Source organism: Bacillus sp. UNC438CL73TsuS30, assembly GCF_000482325.1.
GTDB lineage: Bacteria > Bacillota > Bacilli > Bacillales > Cytobacillaceae > Neobacillus.
In genome coordinates this window covers 31196-47572 of the sequence record NZ_KI535302.1, presented here as the reverse complement: position 1 = coordinate 47572, position 16377 = coordinate 31196, and the positions used below count along the sequence as shown (strand labels likewise).

The following is a 16377-nucleotide window of genomic DNA, read 5'->3' as shown; positions in this document are numbered from 1 at the left end:
AGTGTCTGATAAATAGTCTGGCAATAATGGCGAGAAGGTCACACCCGTTCCCATACCGAACACGGAAGTTAAGCTTCTCAGCGCCGATGGTAGTTGGGGGCTGTCCCCCTGTGAGAGTAGGACGTTGCCAGGCTGTTATAAAATTATTCCGCAGTAGCTCAGTGGTAGAGCTATCGGCTGTTAACCGATCGGTCGTAGGTTCGAGTCCTACCTGCGGAGCCATAAATTTTAAAAGATTTAGCTATGCTTCCATAGCTCAGCAGGTAGAGCACTTCCATGGTAAGGAAGAGGTCAGCGGTTCGAGCCCGCTTGGAAGCTTACCTAATTTAAATAAGCTATAGGCCCCTTGGTCAAGCGGTTAAGACACCGCCCTTTCACGGCGGTAACACGGGTTCGAATCCCGTAGGGGTCACCAAAGTTTTTTAACGGCAGTGAAAATAACTGTCATTATATCGGAGGATTAGCTCAGCTGGGAGAGCATCTGCCTTACAAGCAGAGGGTCGGCGGTTCGATCCCGTCATCCTCCACCATGATTTTTTCACGATAGTGAAAATAATCTTCAATAAATATGCCGGTTTAGCTCAATTGGTAGAGCAACTGACTTGTAATCAGTAGGTTGGGGGTTCAAGTCCTCTAGCCGGCACTTTTTTATTTTAATGGAGGGGTAGCGAAGTGGCTAAACGCGGCGGACTGTAAATCCGCTCCCTCAGGGTTCGGCGGTTCGAATCCGTCCCCCTCCACCACTTATATTTTTAAAAATAATGGACAAGCTATTCTTATAACATTATTGGGCTATAGCCAAGCGGTAAGGCAACGGACTTTGACTCCGTCATTCGTTGGTTCGAATCCAGCTAGCCCAGCCAAAAGAGAGAGCCATTAGCTCAGTTGGTAGAGCATCTGACTTTTAATCAGAGGGTCGAAGGTTCGAGTCCTTCATGGCTCATTTTATTTCAATTGACCATTGGTCTTTACTATGAATTGCGAAAGTAGTTCAGTGGTAGAACACCACCTTGCCAAGGTGAGGGTTTCAAATCCCGACTTCCGCTCCAAAAATAACATATCGGGGTCTTAGCTCAGCTGGGAGAGCGCCTGCTTTGCACGCAGGAGGTCAGGGGTTCGATCCCCCTAGACTCCACCATACACTACATAAACCATTCGCCTTAAATCATTCTCTGATTTAAGGCTTTTTTGTCTTTTAAAGATAAATTACCACCCAAGTACATGCGGAAAATCCTTTAAATTATTTTCTAAGATAAAACTCCGTTCAAATATGCTGGTACCAATTAAAAGCCAACATTAAAAAAACAAAAAAATTTTCCCAAGAGTCATAGCCATCCTTACAGGAACTCACAGAATAACCCTCCTAAACCCTATTAAAACAGTATTTACAGGCCCTCCCCGCATATATATACATATTTTTGTCGAGTTGAGTCATCTTAATGGAAGCGGTTAAAATAGAGATATAAAGGCTAGGAGGTAGAAGGATGAAAAAGCTATCAATTATTGGAATGCCTATGGATTTAGGGCAAATGAGAAGAGGAGTCGATATGGGCCCGAGTGCAATCCGTTACGCTGGGATTAACGAGCGCCTAAAACCTCTTTTTGATGAAGTACACGACTTAGGTGATATTCCAATTGGCAGACCTGAAGTTGTCGTAGATAAAGAATCCAATCTACGTAATTTAGATTTAGTAGCAGAAAAAAATACATTGCTTGCTGAAAAGGTAGACGAAGTCATCGAATCAGGGTCTTTCCCACTTGTTCTTGGTGGAGATCATAGTATCGCAATCGGCACATTAGCAGGTGTGGCAAAACACTATAAAAACCTTGGAGTTATCTGGTATGATGCCCATGGTGATTTAAATACTGCAGAAACTTCTCCTACAGGAAATATTCATGGAATGCCTTTAGCAGCAAGTCTTGGATTAGGACATCCACTCCTAACTGAACTTGGCGGCTATAGTCCAAAAATTAAGCCTGAGAATGTTGTAATCATAGGTGCAAGAGCTCTTGATGACGGAGAAAAGGATTTAATCAAAGAAATCGGCATTAAAGTTTACACTATGCATGAAATCGACCGTCTTGGAATGACAAAAGTCATGGAAGAAACGATTTCCTATTTGAAAGAAAATACAGATGGCGTTCATTTATCATTAGATTTAGATGGTCTAGACCCTAGCGACGCACCAGGAGTTGGAACGCCAGTAATGGGTGGAATCAGCTACCGTGAAAGCCATCTTGCTATGGAAATGCTAGAAGAGTCAAAAATCATTACTTCAGCAGAATTCGTTGAGGTAAATCCAATTCTAGATGAGAAAAACAGAACAGCCACTTGTGCGGTAGCCTTAATGGGCTCATTATTTGGAGAAAAACTATTATAAAAAAAGCAGCTTCGGCTGCTTTTTTTATTTTTCTACTAAAATTCAGTTTCCGCGCGCGTTTAGTAAATTTTTGTTAATATTAAAGGTATTGAGAAGTTTTTCGCTCAAAACGAAACTTTTTCGCTATCGATTCGTAGTATCGTATAGCCGCATTAGAGCGGAGGTAAATAGATGGAAGCGGTCATTAAAAAGAGAATTAAGCAAGTATTAAAGGGAGACCAAGACGCATTTGCCGATATTGTCGAGATTTATAAGAATAGCGTATATCAGCTTTGTTATCGAATGATTGGAAATCGACATGAAGCGGAAGACCTTGCCCAAGAAGCTTTTCTACGTGCTTATATGAATATCCATACCTTTAATCAAGATTTAAAATTTTCAACCTGGCTTTTTCGTATTGCAACAAATCTTTGTATTGATCGCATTCGAAAAAAGAAACCGGATTATTATTTGGATGCTGAAGTAGCCGGAACCGAGGGGCTTACCATGTATTCACAAATACCTTCGCAGACAAAACCACCCGAGAGCGAAGTGGAAAGCTTAGAGCTCCATGAAACGGTTCAAAAGGAAATTTTAAAACTGCCTGAAAAATATCGCTCAGTTATTGTCTTAAAATATATTGAAGAGTTGTCATTAAACGAAATCAGTGAAATTCTCGATATGCCATTAGGTACGGTTAAAACGAGAATTCACCGCGGACGGGAAGCTTTACGGCAACAATTACGTTATGTGTGATAAAGAGGTGATACGGTTGAAATGTCCAGAACAAATCATTGAATTAATGCATGACTTTTTAGATGAAGAGATCACACCAGAAAATGAAGTAAATCTAAGAGAGCACCTCCAATGCTGTAAGGAATGTGAAACCCTTTTTAATGAATTAAAAAAGACTGTTGCTTTTGTGAAAAGCACATCAAATATGCAGGCCCCATCAAACTTTACAGCCAATGTTATGGCAAAGCTTCCAAAAGAAAAGAAAAAAGTGGGGATAGAACGCTGGCTGAAAAATCACCCATTACTGGCCGCGGCATCGCTCTTTATCGTTTTAATGTTGGGAAGTTTGTTTTCAACCTGGAGTCAGAACCGTGAATTTTCTGTTTCGAAACAAAAGAATTTAATTGTCCAAAATAATACTGTGATTGTCCCTAAAGGCGAAGTAGTAAAAGGGGATGTCATTGTTCGAAATGGTAAATTAAAGATTGAAGGAGAAGTTCAAGGTGACGTTACAGTCATAAACGGGGAAAAATATATGGCTTCAGCCGGCCATGTCACAGGGAAAATTGAAGAAGTGAACGAGGTTTTTGATTGGATTTGGTATTATATGAAAAAGACCGCACATGATGTGATTAACGTTTTTGACCAAAATGAAACGCAATAGAAAACAAATCACTCTGATTTGAGTGATTTGTTTTTTTATGATACTACATATAATAGGTACAAGCTGGATTTATGTTATAATAACATGGGTTTAGATTTCATGGATTCTTATGCAAAATTACGGAGGAAGAACAATGCCGTTTGCCGATTTCACAGTATGGAAGTATTTATCTAGTATTGTTGATATTCTCCTTGTGTGGTATGTCATTTATAAGCTGATTAATGTTATAAGAGGAACAAAGGCCGTTCAATTACTCAAGGGAATTTTGGTAATTCTGCTTGTTAGGGTAGTCAGTGAATACTTAGGCTTAAAAACATTAAGCTGGATGATGCAACAGGCCATTAACTGGGGATTTCTTGCGATTATTATTATATTTCAGCCGGAACTTAGAAGAGCACTTGAACAGCTGGGCAGGGGACGGTTTTTTTCGAGAAGCGGGAGTCCAGATGACGATGATCCGGAGAAAACCATTGCAGCCATTATAAAAGCAACAGACTATATGGCAAAACGTCGGATAGGAGCCTTAATTTCGATTGAAAAAGAAACAGGAATGAGTGATTATATTGAAACGGGGATTCCTTTAGATTCAAAAATTTCCTCAGAATTACTCATCAATATTTTTATTCCAAATACACCTCTCCATGATGGAGCGGTCATTATTCAAAAAAATAATGTATCTGCTGCGGCTTGCTATCTTCCTTTATCAGAGAGTCCTTTTATCTCCAAGGAGCTGGGGACGCGACACCGGGCAGCACTCGGGATTAGTGAGGTAACAGATAGCATCACAGTGGTGGTTTCGGAGGAAACAGGTGGAATTTCTCTTACGAAAAACGGAGAACTTCACCGAGATTTAAATACCGATGAATTTAAAGAATTATTATCGAGTGAATTATTAGTGAATACCAAAGTCAAACAGGCTTCTTCAGCTCGATGGAACTGGAGGGGGAAGAAAAATGGATAAACTGATGGATAATCGGTGGTTTATAAAAATTCTTGCATTGGTTCTAGCTGTTCTGCTTTATTCATCTGTTCCCCATACTACGAACAGCACCAAGTTTACCGGTGTGAATGTACCAGGTGAGCAAACCACTGAAACCCTAAATGATGTACCGGTAAAGGTATACTATGATACGGAAAATTTAGTCGTATCGGGGATTCCAAACAAAGTGAAGCTAACATTAAAAGGACCGGTAACCCATATTCAAAATGCGAAAGCATTGCGGAACTTTGAAGTATATGTTGATTTAACAAAGGCCAAGATTGGCCATCAGACCGTAAAACTGAAAATAAAAGATTTATCAGATAAGTTAAAGGCTACGATAAAGCCGTCCCGTGTGAATGTATCCATTCAAGAGAAAATTACTCAGGAATATAAAGTGGATACTGAATTTAACCGAGGATTGCTTCAAGAAGGCTTTGCAGCAGGGCAGCCCGTGGTTGAGCCAAATAAAGTGAAAATTACCGGGGCAAAAAACTTAATTGATCGAATTAGCTACGTAAAAGCGACGCTCAATGTTAAAGATCAGATAAATAAAACGATTTCACAGGATGCGAATATCCAGGTTCTCGACCGCGACTTAAATAAATTGGACGTTGAGGTCGATCCTGGTACGGTAAGGGTAACCATTCCTGTCAAGGATATAAGTAAAAAGGTTCCGATAGATATCAAACAAATCGGAACGCCTCCTAGTGGAGTAACCATTGATTCCATCACTTTAGATACAAAGGAAGCAGTAATTATTGGTAGTGAACATGCTTTAAAAAATCCCCATATTCGCGTTGAGGTGGATGTAAGTAAAATTGATGATAATAAGACAATGGATTTACCTGTAATCATTTCGAATGGAATCACAAAGGTATCGCCGGAAATGGTGACGGCAACTATTGTCGTGAAAAAGCAAGAAGAAAAAACGATATCGGGGATACCTTTAAAAATCCTCGGTTTATCGGAACAGTATTCTGCGGAGATAAACAATCCCGAAAATGTCGATATAACAGTCAATGGTCCAAGTTCCATGGTGAACAAATTAAAATCAAAGGATTTTAATGTTTTTATTGATGTGTCCAACCTTAAGGAAGGGGACCATAATGTGAAAATCCAAGTGGAAGGGCCCTCGGAGCTAGACTGGGAACTTGATCAATCCAGAGCAAACGTCACAATAACTAAAAACAACGGATAAACCTTGCAATATATTGATGAAGGAGCGATTTTAATAATGGGAAAATATTTCGGTACTGATGGAGTACGCGGAGTTGCAAATAGTGAATTAACACCTGAATTTGCCTTTAAATTAGGGCGTTTTGGTGGATATGTTTTAACAAAGGACAAGGACCGTCCGAAAGTCATTATCGGCCGTGACACTCGCATATCAGGCCATATGCTCGAAGGTGCTCTCGTTGCCGGATTACTGTCCATTGGTGCAGAAGTAATGCGACTTGGGGTTATTTCTACTCCTGGTGTTGCTTATTTAACCAAAGCATTAGGGGCCCAGGCAGGGGTTATGATTTCCGCCTCTCATAACCCAGTAGCGGATAACGGAATTAAGTTTTTTGGTCCAGATGGTTTCAAACTTTCGGATGAACAAGAATTAGAAATTGAAAAACTAATTGATTTACCGGAAGATCAATTACCAAGGCCAGTAGGTTCGGATTTAGGGCAGGTAATGGACTATTTCGAAGGCGGACAAAAATATCTACAATATTTAAAACACACGGTAGACGAAGACTTTTCTGGAATCCATATTGCTTTAGATTGTGCCAACGGAGCGACATCCTCACTGGCAACGCATCTATTTGCTGATCTTGATGCAGACCTATCGACCATGGGAGCGTCTCCGAATGGACTGAATATTAACGCCGGTGTTGGTTCCACCCATCCCGAGGCTTTGGCTCAACTAGTTAAGGAAAAGGGTGCAGATGTCGGCTTATCGTTTGATGGGGATGGCGATCGCTTGATTGCGATTGACGAAAAGGGAAATATCGTGGATGGCGACCAAATAATGTACATATGTGGAAAGTACATGAAGGAACATGGACGTTTAAAGCATGGTACGATTGTTTCAACAGTTATGAGCAATCTTGGTTTTTATAAGGCTCTTGAAAGCCATGGAATCAAAAGCGTTCCTACTGCAGTGGGCGATCGTTATGTGGTAGAGGAAATGAAGAAAAGCGGCTATAATCTTGGCGGGGAGCAATCAGGTCATATTATTTTCCTTGACTATAACACAACAGGTGATGGTCTATTAACAGGGCTACAATTGGCCAATATTATGAAGGCAACCCATAAACCATTATCCGAATTAGCCGGTGAAATGAAGAAGTTCCCGCAGAAGCTTGTCAATGTAAGAGTGACAGACAAGCTTCATGTAACGGATAATGAAAAAGTAAAAGCAATTATTGAACAGGTGGAAACCGAAATGGCAGGTGACGGAAGAGTGCTTGTCCGTCCATCCGGTACAGAACCGCTAGTTCGTGTAATGGTCGAAGCACCTACCGAAGAGCTATGTGAATCCTACGTGAATCGAATTGTAACGGTTGTTAAAGAGGAAATGGAATTAAAAGAATAGTCTATTTTATATGCATAAGGGAACCTTAATATCCCTTATGCATATTTTATTATGTATGATTTTTCACTTGTAAAAGAAAAGTCAAAATCCCTTTATCTTCCTAGTTGACGAATATCTTGAATTCAGGTAAGATTGATTTGCTTTGTTGTAAAAAGCACATCCTACTAAAGAAAGGTGGATAGTGAGTTAAAACTTTATAAAGCGCCTGAACTAATTCATAGTGAGTTGAATTAGTTGACGAGGAGGAGGTTTATCGAAATGTTCGGCGGATACCTCCCGGTTGCGATGCACAACCGTCAGTTCTTCTTTAAAACATCTGAGGCAACTCGATGCACAAAGAGAAGAAAATGCACACATATTAGCTTCACGCTTTAAAGGGTATAGACAGATACCTAAAAAAACGGAGATAAGGGGGCAAGGTGAGCCTCCAAAGCATTCTTGCCCCCTAAATCAGGGAGGAAAAGAAATTATGTGTGGAATTGTTGGATATATTGGAAATAAGGATTCAAAGGAAATTTTATTAAAAGGTCTTGAAAAGCTAGAATACCGCGGTTATGACTCAGCAGGTATTGCGCTTCAAAACGGGAACGGGATTCATGTATTCAAAGAGAAAGGCCGCATTGCAGACTTACGGAAGATTGTAGATGGAAATGTAACAGCTCATATTGGAATCGGGCATACTCGCTGGGCAACTCATGGTGTACCAAGCAAAACAAATTCCCATCCTCACCAAAGTGCTTCAGACCGTTTTACACTTGTACACAATGGTGTGATTGAGAATTACGATCTCTTAAAACGCGAATATCTTTCAAATGTTGAGTTTAAAAGTGAAACGGATACGGAAGTAATTGTTCAGCTTATTGAGTCCTTTGTAAACGAAGGCTTAACTGTTTTAGATGCATTCCGTAAAACACTAACCCTTTTACATGGTTCCTATGCTCTTGCCCTTTTAGATGCACAAGACCGTGAAACAATTTACGTTGCTAAAAATAAAAGCCCACTTCTTGTCGGTTTAGGAGACGGCTTTAATGTTGTTGCTAGTGATGCGATGGCGATGCTTCAGGTTACAGACACCTATGTAGAGCTTATGGACAAAGAAGTTGTCATTGTTACGAAAGACCAAGTTACGATTCAAAACTTGGCTGGAGAGACAATCAACCGCAAACCGTATAAAGCAGAATTGGATGCAAGTGATATTGAGAAGGGCACATATCCTCATTACATGATAAAAGAAATCGATGAGCAGCCGCTTGTGATGCGTAAGATTATTCAAACGTATCAAAATGAGCAAGGGGAACTGACCATTGATCCTGAAATTATCGGTGCAATGAATGATAGTGACCGTGTTTACATTGTTGCAGCTGGAACATCCTACAATGCAGGTCTTGTCGGAAAACAACTGATTGAAAACATGGCTAAAATTCCAGTAGAAGTTCATATTGCTAGTGAATTTGTTTATAATATGCCACTGTTATCGAAAAAGCCGTTGTTTATCTTCATCACACAGAGTGGGGAAACAGCAGACAGCCGTGCGGTACTTGTTAAAGTAAAAGAAATGGGTTATCGTGCATTAACAATTACGAACGTTCCTGGTTCAACTCTTTCTCGTGAAGCGGATTATACATTATTACTACATGCTGGTCCTGAAATAGCGGTGGCATCTACGAAAGCTTATACAGCCCAAATAGCCGTGCTTTCCATACTGGCTGAGGTAACGGCAAAGAGCCAAAATATCAAAGTTGACTTTGACTTGGTACATGAACTTGGAATTATTGCAAATGCAATGGAAGTTCTTTGCGACTCAAAAGAGTTGTTTGAGCATATATCAAGAGAGTTTTTATCGGTAACACGTAATGCCTTCTTTATCGGCCGTGGAGTTGACTATTATGTATGCTTAGAAGGATCCTTGAAATTAAAGGAAATTTCTTATATTCAAGCAGAAGGCTTTGCTGGCGGAGAATTAAAACATGGAACGATTGCTTTAATTGAAGAAGGAACGCCGATTATTGCTTTAGCTACTCAAGAAAGTGTAAACCTAAGCATTCGCGGAAATGTGAAGGAAGTCGTTGCCCGCGGAGCAAACCCATGCATCATTTCGATGAAGGGGCTAAATATGGACGAAGACAGCTTCATCATTCCAGAAGTACATGAATTATTAACACCACTTATCTCTGTTATACCATTACAATTAATTGCCTACTATGCAGCACTGCACCGTGATTGCGACGTGGATAAGCCACGTAACCTAGCAAAATCGGTTACAGTTGAATAAGCAGGCGAATAATAATTACTGTTGAATGCAGATTATGCATAAAATTATGGCTCAATCCTATTTAAGGGTTGAGTCTTTTTTCTTGTCAAATTTATTCTTTAATTTTGGCTATTTTCGTATACTTTGTTGCTCTCTTACTAAATTTACTCGCATAAATACTATTGTTCAATGCTGATAACTTCCAAGGAGATCGAAACCGTATGAAGCCCAGATTCAGACTGGGATGTTGATTTCGAAGGCGCTCAAGTCCGAATGGAACCCAGATCCGGACAGGAATGTTGATTTCAAAGATGACCGAGTCCGAATGGAGCCCAGATTCGGACAGGGATGTTGATTTCAAAGATGACCGAGTCCGAATGAAGCACAGATTCGGACAGGGATGTTGATTTCAAAGATGACCGAGTCCGATTGGAGCCCAGATTCGGGCAAGAATGTTGATTTCAAAGATGACCAGGTCCGAATGGAACCCTGCTTCTGGTAGGGATGTTGATTTCAAAGATGCCCGAGTCCGAATGGAACCCAGATTCGGACAGGAATGTTGATTTCAAAGATGACCGAGTCCGAATAAATCCCTGATTCACAGGGAGGTTGATTTCAAAGCCGATTGAGTCCGAATCAACTGGCCATCTGGTCTATTCTAAAAACAACAACCTTTGTGAAAACAGCCTTAATTTTTGAACAATATGTGAAACCTTTATAAAAGAACTTTACATTTATTTTTCGGATAATATAATACCCATATAGGTATATAACCCATAGGGGTATATATAAGGATGATTTTATTAGAATTTAATTATCGCATATAAAATTGGAGGGATAAACGTGACGAAAAAAGTCATCATAGTGGGTGGAGTAGCTGGTGGGAGCAACAGCAGCTGCAAGACTTAGAAGAATTAGTGAAGAGGTAGAAATCGTTCTTGTAGAACGTGGAGAGCATATTTCATTTGCTAATTGTGGATTACCGTACTATATTGGGGAAACAATCAAAGATCGAAAGAAAATGGTGTCGAGTCATTTGCGGGCCATGGAAAGAAGGTTATTCTTTCCGATGGAACAGAAATCGAAACGGATATGACCATTCTTTCTATCGGTGTCAGACCGGAAAATGAGTTAGCAAAGGCTGCAGGTTTGAAGTTAGGAGAACGTGGAGGAATCATTGTAAATGAATTTCTTCAAACTTCTAATGAGGATATTTATGCTGTTGGGGATGCTGTAGAGGTTGTAGATTATATTAGCGGTAAAAAGGCAATGATTCCACTTGCAGGACCAGCAAACCGCCAAGGGCGAATTGCAGCGAATAATATGATGGGTCAAAAGGATAAGTATCAAGGTACATTGGGTACTTCCATTGCGAAAGTATTTGAGTTGACGGTTGCAGCAACCGGCAACAATGAGAAAACATTAAAACGCTTAGGCGTACCATATGAAGTGGTGCATATTCATCCAAGTTCCCACGCAGGGTATTATCCCGGAGCAGCACCAATTGCGTTAAAATTAATGTTTGATAAAGAAACAGGTAAAATCTTTGGTGCACAGGCGGTTGGAGCTGATGGGGTTGATAAGCGCATTGATGTGATCGCTACTGCAATTAAAGGTCAATTAAAGGTTGAAGATTTAACAGATGTAGAATTGTCTTACGCACCTCCATATTCTTCAGCAAAAGATCCAGTAAATATGGCTGGGTATGTGGCTTCTAATATCATCGAAGGTAAATTGGAAATGATTCAGTGGCATGAAGTAGATGAGATTGTAGCTGGTGAAGGAGTTTTAATCGACGTTCGTGAACCAATGGAACGTGAATTTGGATTTATAGAAGGTTCAATTAATATTCCTCTAAATGATTTAAGATGTAAAATGAGTCAGTTGCCAAAGGATAAACGAATTTATGTATCATGTCAGGTAGGGTTAAGAGGGTATTTGGCGACACGTATCTTGAATAATAGCGGGTTTAAGGCTATTAATTTGGATGGTGGTTGGAAAACGTATTCCTCTGTGTTTGGGAGTAATATAAACAAAAATATTGATAACAAATAAATTATTTATTCCATAAAGGCATGATCCAATTATCGGGGTCATGCTTTTTATATTTTCATAAAAATATGGTAGGTTGTGCTTGGCATGGATAAATAAATTAGAAAAATAATAAATTAGAAAGGAGGTAAATGCTAATGGCATTTGTAGGACTGGAAATCGCAGTGATTTGGCTGCACAAAAACTAACAGAAAAAGGATTTAAAAACGTAAAAGGTGTAAAGATGATTGCCTGCCAAATGACAATGGATGTTATGAGCTTGGAAAAAGAACATTTTGTCGAAGGAATTGATGTTGGTGGTGCGGTAACATTTTTAACCTTTGCGAAAGATGCGGACGTTTCACTTACCTTTTAGGGAGGAAAATAATTATGTTTGATTATACCGTTGGCACGGATAAAAGTGTGGAGGAAGCGATCCAAGGCCTAGAGGAACGATTAAAGGAAGAAAAGTTTGGTGTTTTGTGGAACTTCAATATTAAGGAAAAGCTTCAGGAAAAAGGTCTCGATTTTCAAAAGGAATTTAAGGTCCTGGAAGTATGTAACCCACAAGAAGCGTTTAGAGTATTAAATGAAAACGAAATGGCTGGATACTTCCTGCCGTGTAAAATAGTTGTTTATGAAGATTCTGGACAAACGAGAATTGGGATGCCCAAACCATCTGCGCTTATTAGTCTTTTAAATGATGAAGGGTTGAAGCAATTTGCAAAGGACATTGAAGTCAGGTTAATTAGCTGCATTGATAAAAGTATATGATTTTACGATTTAAATCTATAGCCTTATTTGACCGCCATGTTCATTGCGGTCTTTTTCTTCTATAAGTAATTTTTTAAAATAACCTATTGACATTATACCTGTAGGGGTATATTATAGAGCTTGTCAACAGCTGCTTAAGAAAAAAGGTTTTGGATGTACAATTTTTAATCATCACCATTTAATATGAAGGAAAATTCCTTGAAAATATAAACTAATTATTAAAGGAGGCAAGAACAATGGATTATAATGATCAAATGAAAAATAGAGTAAAACGTATTGAGGGACAGTTACGAGGAATTTTAAAAATGATGGAAGAAAACAAGGACTGTAAAGAAGTTATAACCCAGTTATCTGCAACTAGAAGTGCCATTGACCGTACTATTGGGGTTATTGTTAGTTCCAATTTAGTGGATTGTGTTCAAAAAGCGAACGAACAAGGGGAAAAAAGCATGGAAGAATTAGTACAAGAAGCTGTTAAATTGCTAGTAAAAAGTCGATAAAAAAGGGTTGACACCCTCTTTTATTTTTACCAATATAAATACCCATAGGGGTAAATAAAATAGTCGTGAATTATTGAGATATGAAGAGGAAAATAATGTATTAAAGTTTTGGATAAAAAAAGGATAATTTTTTTAGTCTTTCTAATACCTATACAGGTATGGGTTAAAAATTACATTTTGGAGGTCAAGACATGACAGAAAAGAAAAAGACAACAATTGTATTATTTAGTGGAGATTATGATAAAGCAATGGCTGCCTATATAATAGCAAACGGTGCAGCTGCTTATGATCATGAAGTAACCATTTTTCATACGTTTTGGGGATTAAATGCCCTTCGTAAAAATGAAAATGTTCCGGTGAAAAAAGGATTTATGGAGAAAATGTTTGGAAAAATGATGCCAAGAGGCGCTGATAAAATGGGTCTTTCAAAAATGAACTTTGCCGGATTTGGTCCTAAAATGATCAAAGATATAATGAAAAAGCATAACGCGATGTCACTGCCGCAATTAATCGAAATGGCACAAGAACAAGATGTTAAACTTGTAGCATGTACCATGACAATGGATTTGTTAGGTCTTAAACAGGAAGAGCTATTAGAAAACATTGAATATGCAGGTGTGGCAGCATATTTAGCAGATGCACAGGAAGGTAATGTGAATCTATTTATATAGTACCTGATAGGGGTATTCCACTGCATAAAAAGGGAGGTTATCAAATGGAATATGTAAATTATCTTGTTATTGCGCTATTTTTATTCTTTATGCTCAAGAGGTTCTTACCTACAAAAGGTGTTAACCATATTTCAATAACAGAATTAAAAGCCGAATTAAATGACAAAGACAAACAGTATGTTGATGTCCGTACACCTGGGGAGTTTAAAGGCAACCATATTAAAGGTTTTAAAAATATTCCACTTCATCAACTTTCTCAAAAGGCAGAGAAAGAGCTTTCGAATGAAAAAGAAGTAGTAGTGATTTGTCAAAGCGGTATGAGAAGTGGGCAGGCTAGCAAGGTCCTAAAAAAATTAGGATTTTCAAAAGTAACAAATGTCAAAGGCGGCATGAGTGCTTGGTCTTAAATAAAAAAATAATAGGAGGAATTATAAAATGAAACAAATGACAGCAAAAGAAGTAGAGACTTTATTAAACGAAGGAAAGAAATTAAATATCATTGATGTACGTGAAGTGGATGAAGTTGTAGCCGGCAAAATTCCGGATGCCGTAAACATGCCATTAGGATTAGTTGAATTTCGTATGCATGAATTAGATAAATCAAAAGAGTATATCATGGTATGCCGTTCAGGAGGCAGAAGCGGTCGTGCCACGCAATTCCTAGAAAGTTATGGATTTAACGTGATTAACATGACTGGTGGAATGCTTGCTTGGGAAGGTAAAGTTGAATAATTTTTTTAATAAAAACAATACCCATATAAGTATAAAACAGGAGGTCTCTCATGAATAACATAAAAGCAAATGTGGTTCTAGATGCAAATGGGTTGGCTTGTCCAATGCCTATTGTAAAAACAAAAAAGGCAATGAATAACTTGGAAGCTGGTCAAGTGTTAGAAGTTCAAGCAACAGATAAAGGATCTAAAGCGGACATGAAAGCATGGGCTGAAAGTTCAGGCCATCAATATTTGGGAACCATCGAAGAAGGTGAAGTATTGAAGCATTATCTTCGCAAATCTTCTAATGATGAATCCAACGAGAAAAAGCACCCAAATGTTATCAATAATGAAGAACTAGAGAATAAGCTTGAAGCAAATGAAACCCTCGTCGTTATCGATGTAAGAGAAGCGGCAGAATATGCATTCAACCATATTCCTGATGCAATCTCTATTCCTCTAGGTGAATTGGAAGATAGCTTAACGGAATTAAACAAAGAAGATGAAATCTTTGTGGTCTGTCGTACAGGCAATCGCAGTGATCTTGCAGCACAAAAATTAACGGAAAAGGGATTTACGAATGTATTCAATGTAGTGCCAGGTATGAGTCAATGGACTTGGAAAGTAACTGGTATCAACAAATAAAAGAAAGTTTAAATCAGTAAATTTTTTTAAATAAAATAATACCACAGGGGGTAAATTCGAATGACAGTAAATATAATGACTTCAAAAGAGGTAACGAAAAAGGTTTTTAATAAAGAAGAGTTGTTTATTCTTGATGTACGTAATAACAGTGACTATAATGATTGGAAAATCGAAGGTGAAAACTTTGAGTATTTAAATGTTCCTTATTTTGAATTGCTTGATGGGGTAGAAGAAATCATTGAGAAAATCCCTACTGATAAAGAAGTCTTAGTTGTCTGTGCAAAGGAAGGTTCATCAATCATGGTGGCAGAAATGCTTTCAGAAGAAGGTTTATCTGTAACCTACCTAAAAGGTGGAATGAAAGCTTGGAGCGAACATTTAGAGCCGGTTAAAGTGGGCGACTTAAATGATGGAGGGGAAATTTATCAGTTTGTACGAATTGGTAAAGGCTGTTTATCTTACATGGTGGTGTCAAATGGTGAAGCAGCACTGATTGATGCAACACGTATGACAGATATCTATCTTGATTTTGCCGAAAGTATTAACGCAAAAATCACACATGTATTTGATACACATCTTCATGCAGACCATATTTCAGGTGGACGAATAATTGCCGAGAAAACTGAAGCAACCTACTGGCTGCCACCAAAGGATGCAACAGAAGTAACCTTTGATTACCAACCACTAGAAGACGGTAATGACGTAACAATCGGAAATACTATTATTAATATTCACGCACTATATTCTCCTGGTCATACAATTGGCTCTACTTCCTTCGTAGTGGATGAAAAGTTCCTGCTATCAGGTGACATCTTATTTATTGATTCAATCGGTAGACCTGACTTAGCAGGTAAGGCAGAAGATTGGGTAGGAGATTTAAGGGAAACTCTCTATAAACGTTACAGAGAATTATCAGAAGAACTGTGCGTTCTGCCTGCACACTTTATGATTATTGATGAGTTAAACGATGATGGAAGTGTGTCAGAAAAGTTAGGTACACTTTTTGCAAAAAATCACGGGCTCAATATCGAAGATGAAAATGAATTTAGAAAAATGGTAACTGAAAACTTACCACCTCAACCAAATGCGTACCAAGAAATTCGTGAAACAAATATGGGAAAAATCAAACCGGATATGGATCAACAACGAGAAATGGAAATTGGACCAAACCGTTGTGCAGTTCGATAATTCAAAAAATAGGGGGAAAAGCAAAGATGGAAGTAACAAGAGTATTAGATGCAAAAGGATTAGCATGTCCAATGCCGATTGTAAAAACAAAAAAAGCCATTGGAGACCTTGAAACAGGTCAAATATTAGAAGTTCATACAACTGATAAAGGCGCAAAAAATGATTTATCAGCTTGGGCAAAATCAGGCGGTCATGAACTATTAAAACATGAGGAAGAAAATGATGTATTAAAATTTTGGATTAAAAAGGGGTAAAAAATAAAGGGAACCATTTAAGGTT

Annotated in this window: 16 protein-coding genes, 10 tRNA genes, 1 rRNA gene and 2 pseudogenes; all 29 read left to right on the top strand. The window is 38.6% G+C overall.

Translation table 11 applies throughout. The annotated features are described in order from the left end of the window. Positions 1-16 precede the first annotated feature (16 nt). The 29 genes and pseudogenes from rrf to M028_RS0129020 all read left to right on the top strand — a co-directional run bounded on the left by rrf (position 17) and on the right by M028_RS0129020 (position 16352). A 5S ribosomal RNA gene (gene rrf, locus M028_RS0129160) occupies positions 17-133 on the top strand. Between the two features lie 14 nt (positions 134-147). Next, positions 148-222, top strand: a tRNA-Asn gene (locus M028_RS0129155). Between the two features lie 23 nt (positions 223-245). Then, positions 246-318 (top strand) — tRNA-Thr (locus M028_RS0129150). A 22-nt stretch (positions 319-340) separates the two neighbouring features. After that, a tRNA-Glu gene (locus M028_RS0129145) sits at positions 341-415 on the top strand. 39 nt (positions 416-454) lie between these two features. Beyond that, a tRNA-Val gene (locus M028_RS0129140) sits at positions 455-530 on the top strand. Between the two features lie 40 nt (positions 531-570). Further along, positions 571-643: transfer RNA gene (locus M028_RS0129135), tRNA-Thr, on the top strand. A 15-nt stretch (positions 644-658) separates the two neighbouring features. Further along, positions 659-743: transfer RNA gene (locus M028_RS0129130), tRNA-Tyr, on the top strand. Between the two features lie 45 nt (positions 744-788). Continuing rightward, positions 789-863, top strand: a tRNA-Gln gene (locus tag M028_RS0129125). A gap of 7 nt (positions 864-870) precedes the next feature. Beyond that, a tRNA-Lys gene (locus M028_RS0129120) sits at positions 871-943 on the top strand. A 37-nt stretch (positions 944-980) separates the two neighbouring features. Continuing rightward, positions 981-1049 (top strand) — tRNA-Gly (locus M028_RS0129115). A 13-nt stretch (positions 1050-1062) separates the two neighbouring features. Next, positions 1063-1138, top strand: a tRNA-Ala gene (locus tag M028_RS0129110). Between the two features lie 346 nt (positions 1139-1484). Then, on the top strand, positions 1485-2381 hold the full coding sequence (gene rocF / locus M028_RS0129100; protein ID WP_026576970.1) for an arginase: 897 nt from the start codon (positions 1485-1487) through the stop codon (positions 2379-2381). A gap of 171 nt (positions 2382-2552) precedes the next feature. Continuing rightward, positions 2553-3116, top strand: coding sequence for an RNA polymerase sigma factor SigW (sigW, locus tag M028_RS0129095; protein ID WP_026576969.1), 564 nt, complete (start codon positions 2553-2555; stop codon positions 3114-3116). A gap of 16 nt (positions 3117-3132) precedes the next feature. Beyond that, entirely contained in the window at positions 3133-3759 is a 627-nt protein-coding gene (locus M028_RS0129090; RefSeq protein WP_026576968.1) for an anti-sigma factor family protein, read from the top strand. 133 nt (positions 3760-3892) lie between these two features. Next, positions 3893-4720, top strand: coding sequence for a diadenylate cyclase CdaA (cdaA, locus tag M028_RS0129085; RefSeq protein WP_026576967.1), 828 nt, complete (start codon positions 3893-3895; stop codon positions 4718-4720). Continuing rightward, a complete protein-coding gene (locus tag M028_RS0129080) occupies positions 4713-5939 on the top strand; it encodes a CdaR family protein (protein WP_026576966.1) in 1227 nt (408 codons plus the stop codon). Before cdaA ends, M028_RS0129080 begins: the two co-directional genes overlap by 8 nt. A gap of 36 nt (positions 5940-5975) precedes the next feature. Continuing rightward, the gene (glmM, locus tag M028_RS0129075; RefSeq protein ID WP_026576965.1) at positions 5976-7325 is read left to right on the top strand and encodes a phosphoglucosamine mutase; all 1350 of its coding nucleotides are present in this window, start codon (positions 5976-5978) and stop codon (positions 7323-7325) included. A 469-nt stretch (positions 7326-7794) separates the two neighbouring features. Beyond that, positions 7795-9597, top strand: a complete 1803-nt coding sequence (glmS, locus tag M028_RS0129070; protein ID WP_026576964.1) for a glutamine--fructose-6-phosphate transaminase (isomerizing) — start codon at positions 7795-7797, stop codon at positions 9595-9597. Positions 9598-10456: 859 nt separating this feature from the next. Then, the gene (locus M028_RS33795) at positions 10457-10672 is read left to right on the top strand and encodes a hypothetical protein (protein ID WP_231510924.1); all 216 of its coding nucleotides are present in this window, start codon (positions 10457-10459) and stop codon (positions 10670-10672) included. Continuing rightward, complete coding sequence (locus M028_RS31355; protein WP_231510923.1) at positions 10636-11631, top strand: FAD-dependent oxidoreductase; 996 nt, start codon at positions 10636-10638, stop codon at positions 11629-11631. Before M028_RS33795 ends, M028_RS31355 begins: the two co-directional genes overlap by 37 nt. Before the next feature lie 211 nt (positions 11632-11842). Beyond that, positions 11843-11983 (top strand): annotated as a pseudogene (locus M028_RS33235) (DsrE/DsrF/DrsH-like family protein); the annotation flags it as partial. 14 nt (positions 11984-11997) lie between these two features. Then, on the top strand, positions 11998-12381 hold the full coding sequence (locus tag M028_RS0129055) for a DUF302 domain-containing protein (RefSeq protein ID WP_026576963.1): 384 nt from the start codon (positions 11998-12000) through the stop codon (positions 12379-12381). A 236-nt stretch (positions 12382-12617) separates the two neighbouring features. After that, positions 12618-12881, top strand: coding sequence for a metal-sensitive transcriptional regulator (locus tag M028_RS0129050; protein WP_026576962.1), 264 nt, complete (start codon positions 12618-12620; stop codon positions 12879-12881). 191 nt (positions 12882-13072) lie between these two features. Beyond that, on the top strand, positions 13073-13552 hold the full coding sequence (locus M028_RS0129045) for a DsrE/DsrF/DrsH-like family protein (RefSeq protein ID WP_026576961.1): 480 nt from the start codon (positions 13073-13075) through the stop codon (positions 13550-13552). A gap of 44 nt (positions 13553-13596) precedes the next feature. Then, a complete protein-coding gene (locus M028_RS0129040) occupies positions 13597-13959 on the top strand; it encodes a rhodanese-like domain-containing protein (RefSeq protein WP_026576960.1) in 363 nt (120 codons plus the stop codon). A gap of 28 nt (positions 13960-13987) precedes the next feature. Continuing rightward, positions 13988-14284 (top strand): rhodanese-like domain-containing protein, encoded by a 297-nt coding sequence (locus M028_RS0129035; RefSeq protein ID WP_026576959.1) that lies wholly within the window; start codon positions 13988-13990, stop codon positions 14282-14284. A gap of 50 nt (positions 14285-14334) precedes the next feature. Further along, positions 14335-14910: a sulfurtransferase TusA family protein gene (locus tag M028_RS0129030; RefSeq protein ID WP_026576958.1), complete on the top strand. Its 576-nt coding sequence runs from the start codon at positions 14335-14337 to the stop codon at positions 14908-14910. Between the two features lie 38 nt (positions 14911-14948). Next, positions 14949-16098: pseudogene (locus M028_RS0129025) on the top strand (MBL fold metallo-hydrolase). A gap of 26 nt (positions 16099-16124) precedes the next feature. Beyond that, positions 16125-16352: a sulfurtransferase TusA family protein gene (locus M028_RS0129020; protein WP_026576956.1), complete on the top strand. Its 228-nt coding sequence runs from the start codon at positions 16125-16127 to the stop codon at positions 16350-16352. The last annotated feature ends 25 nt before the right edge of the window (positions 16353-16377 follow it).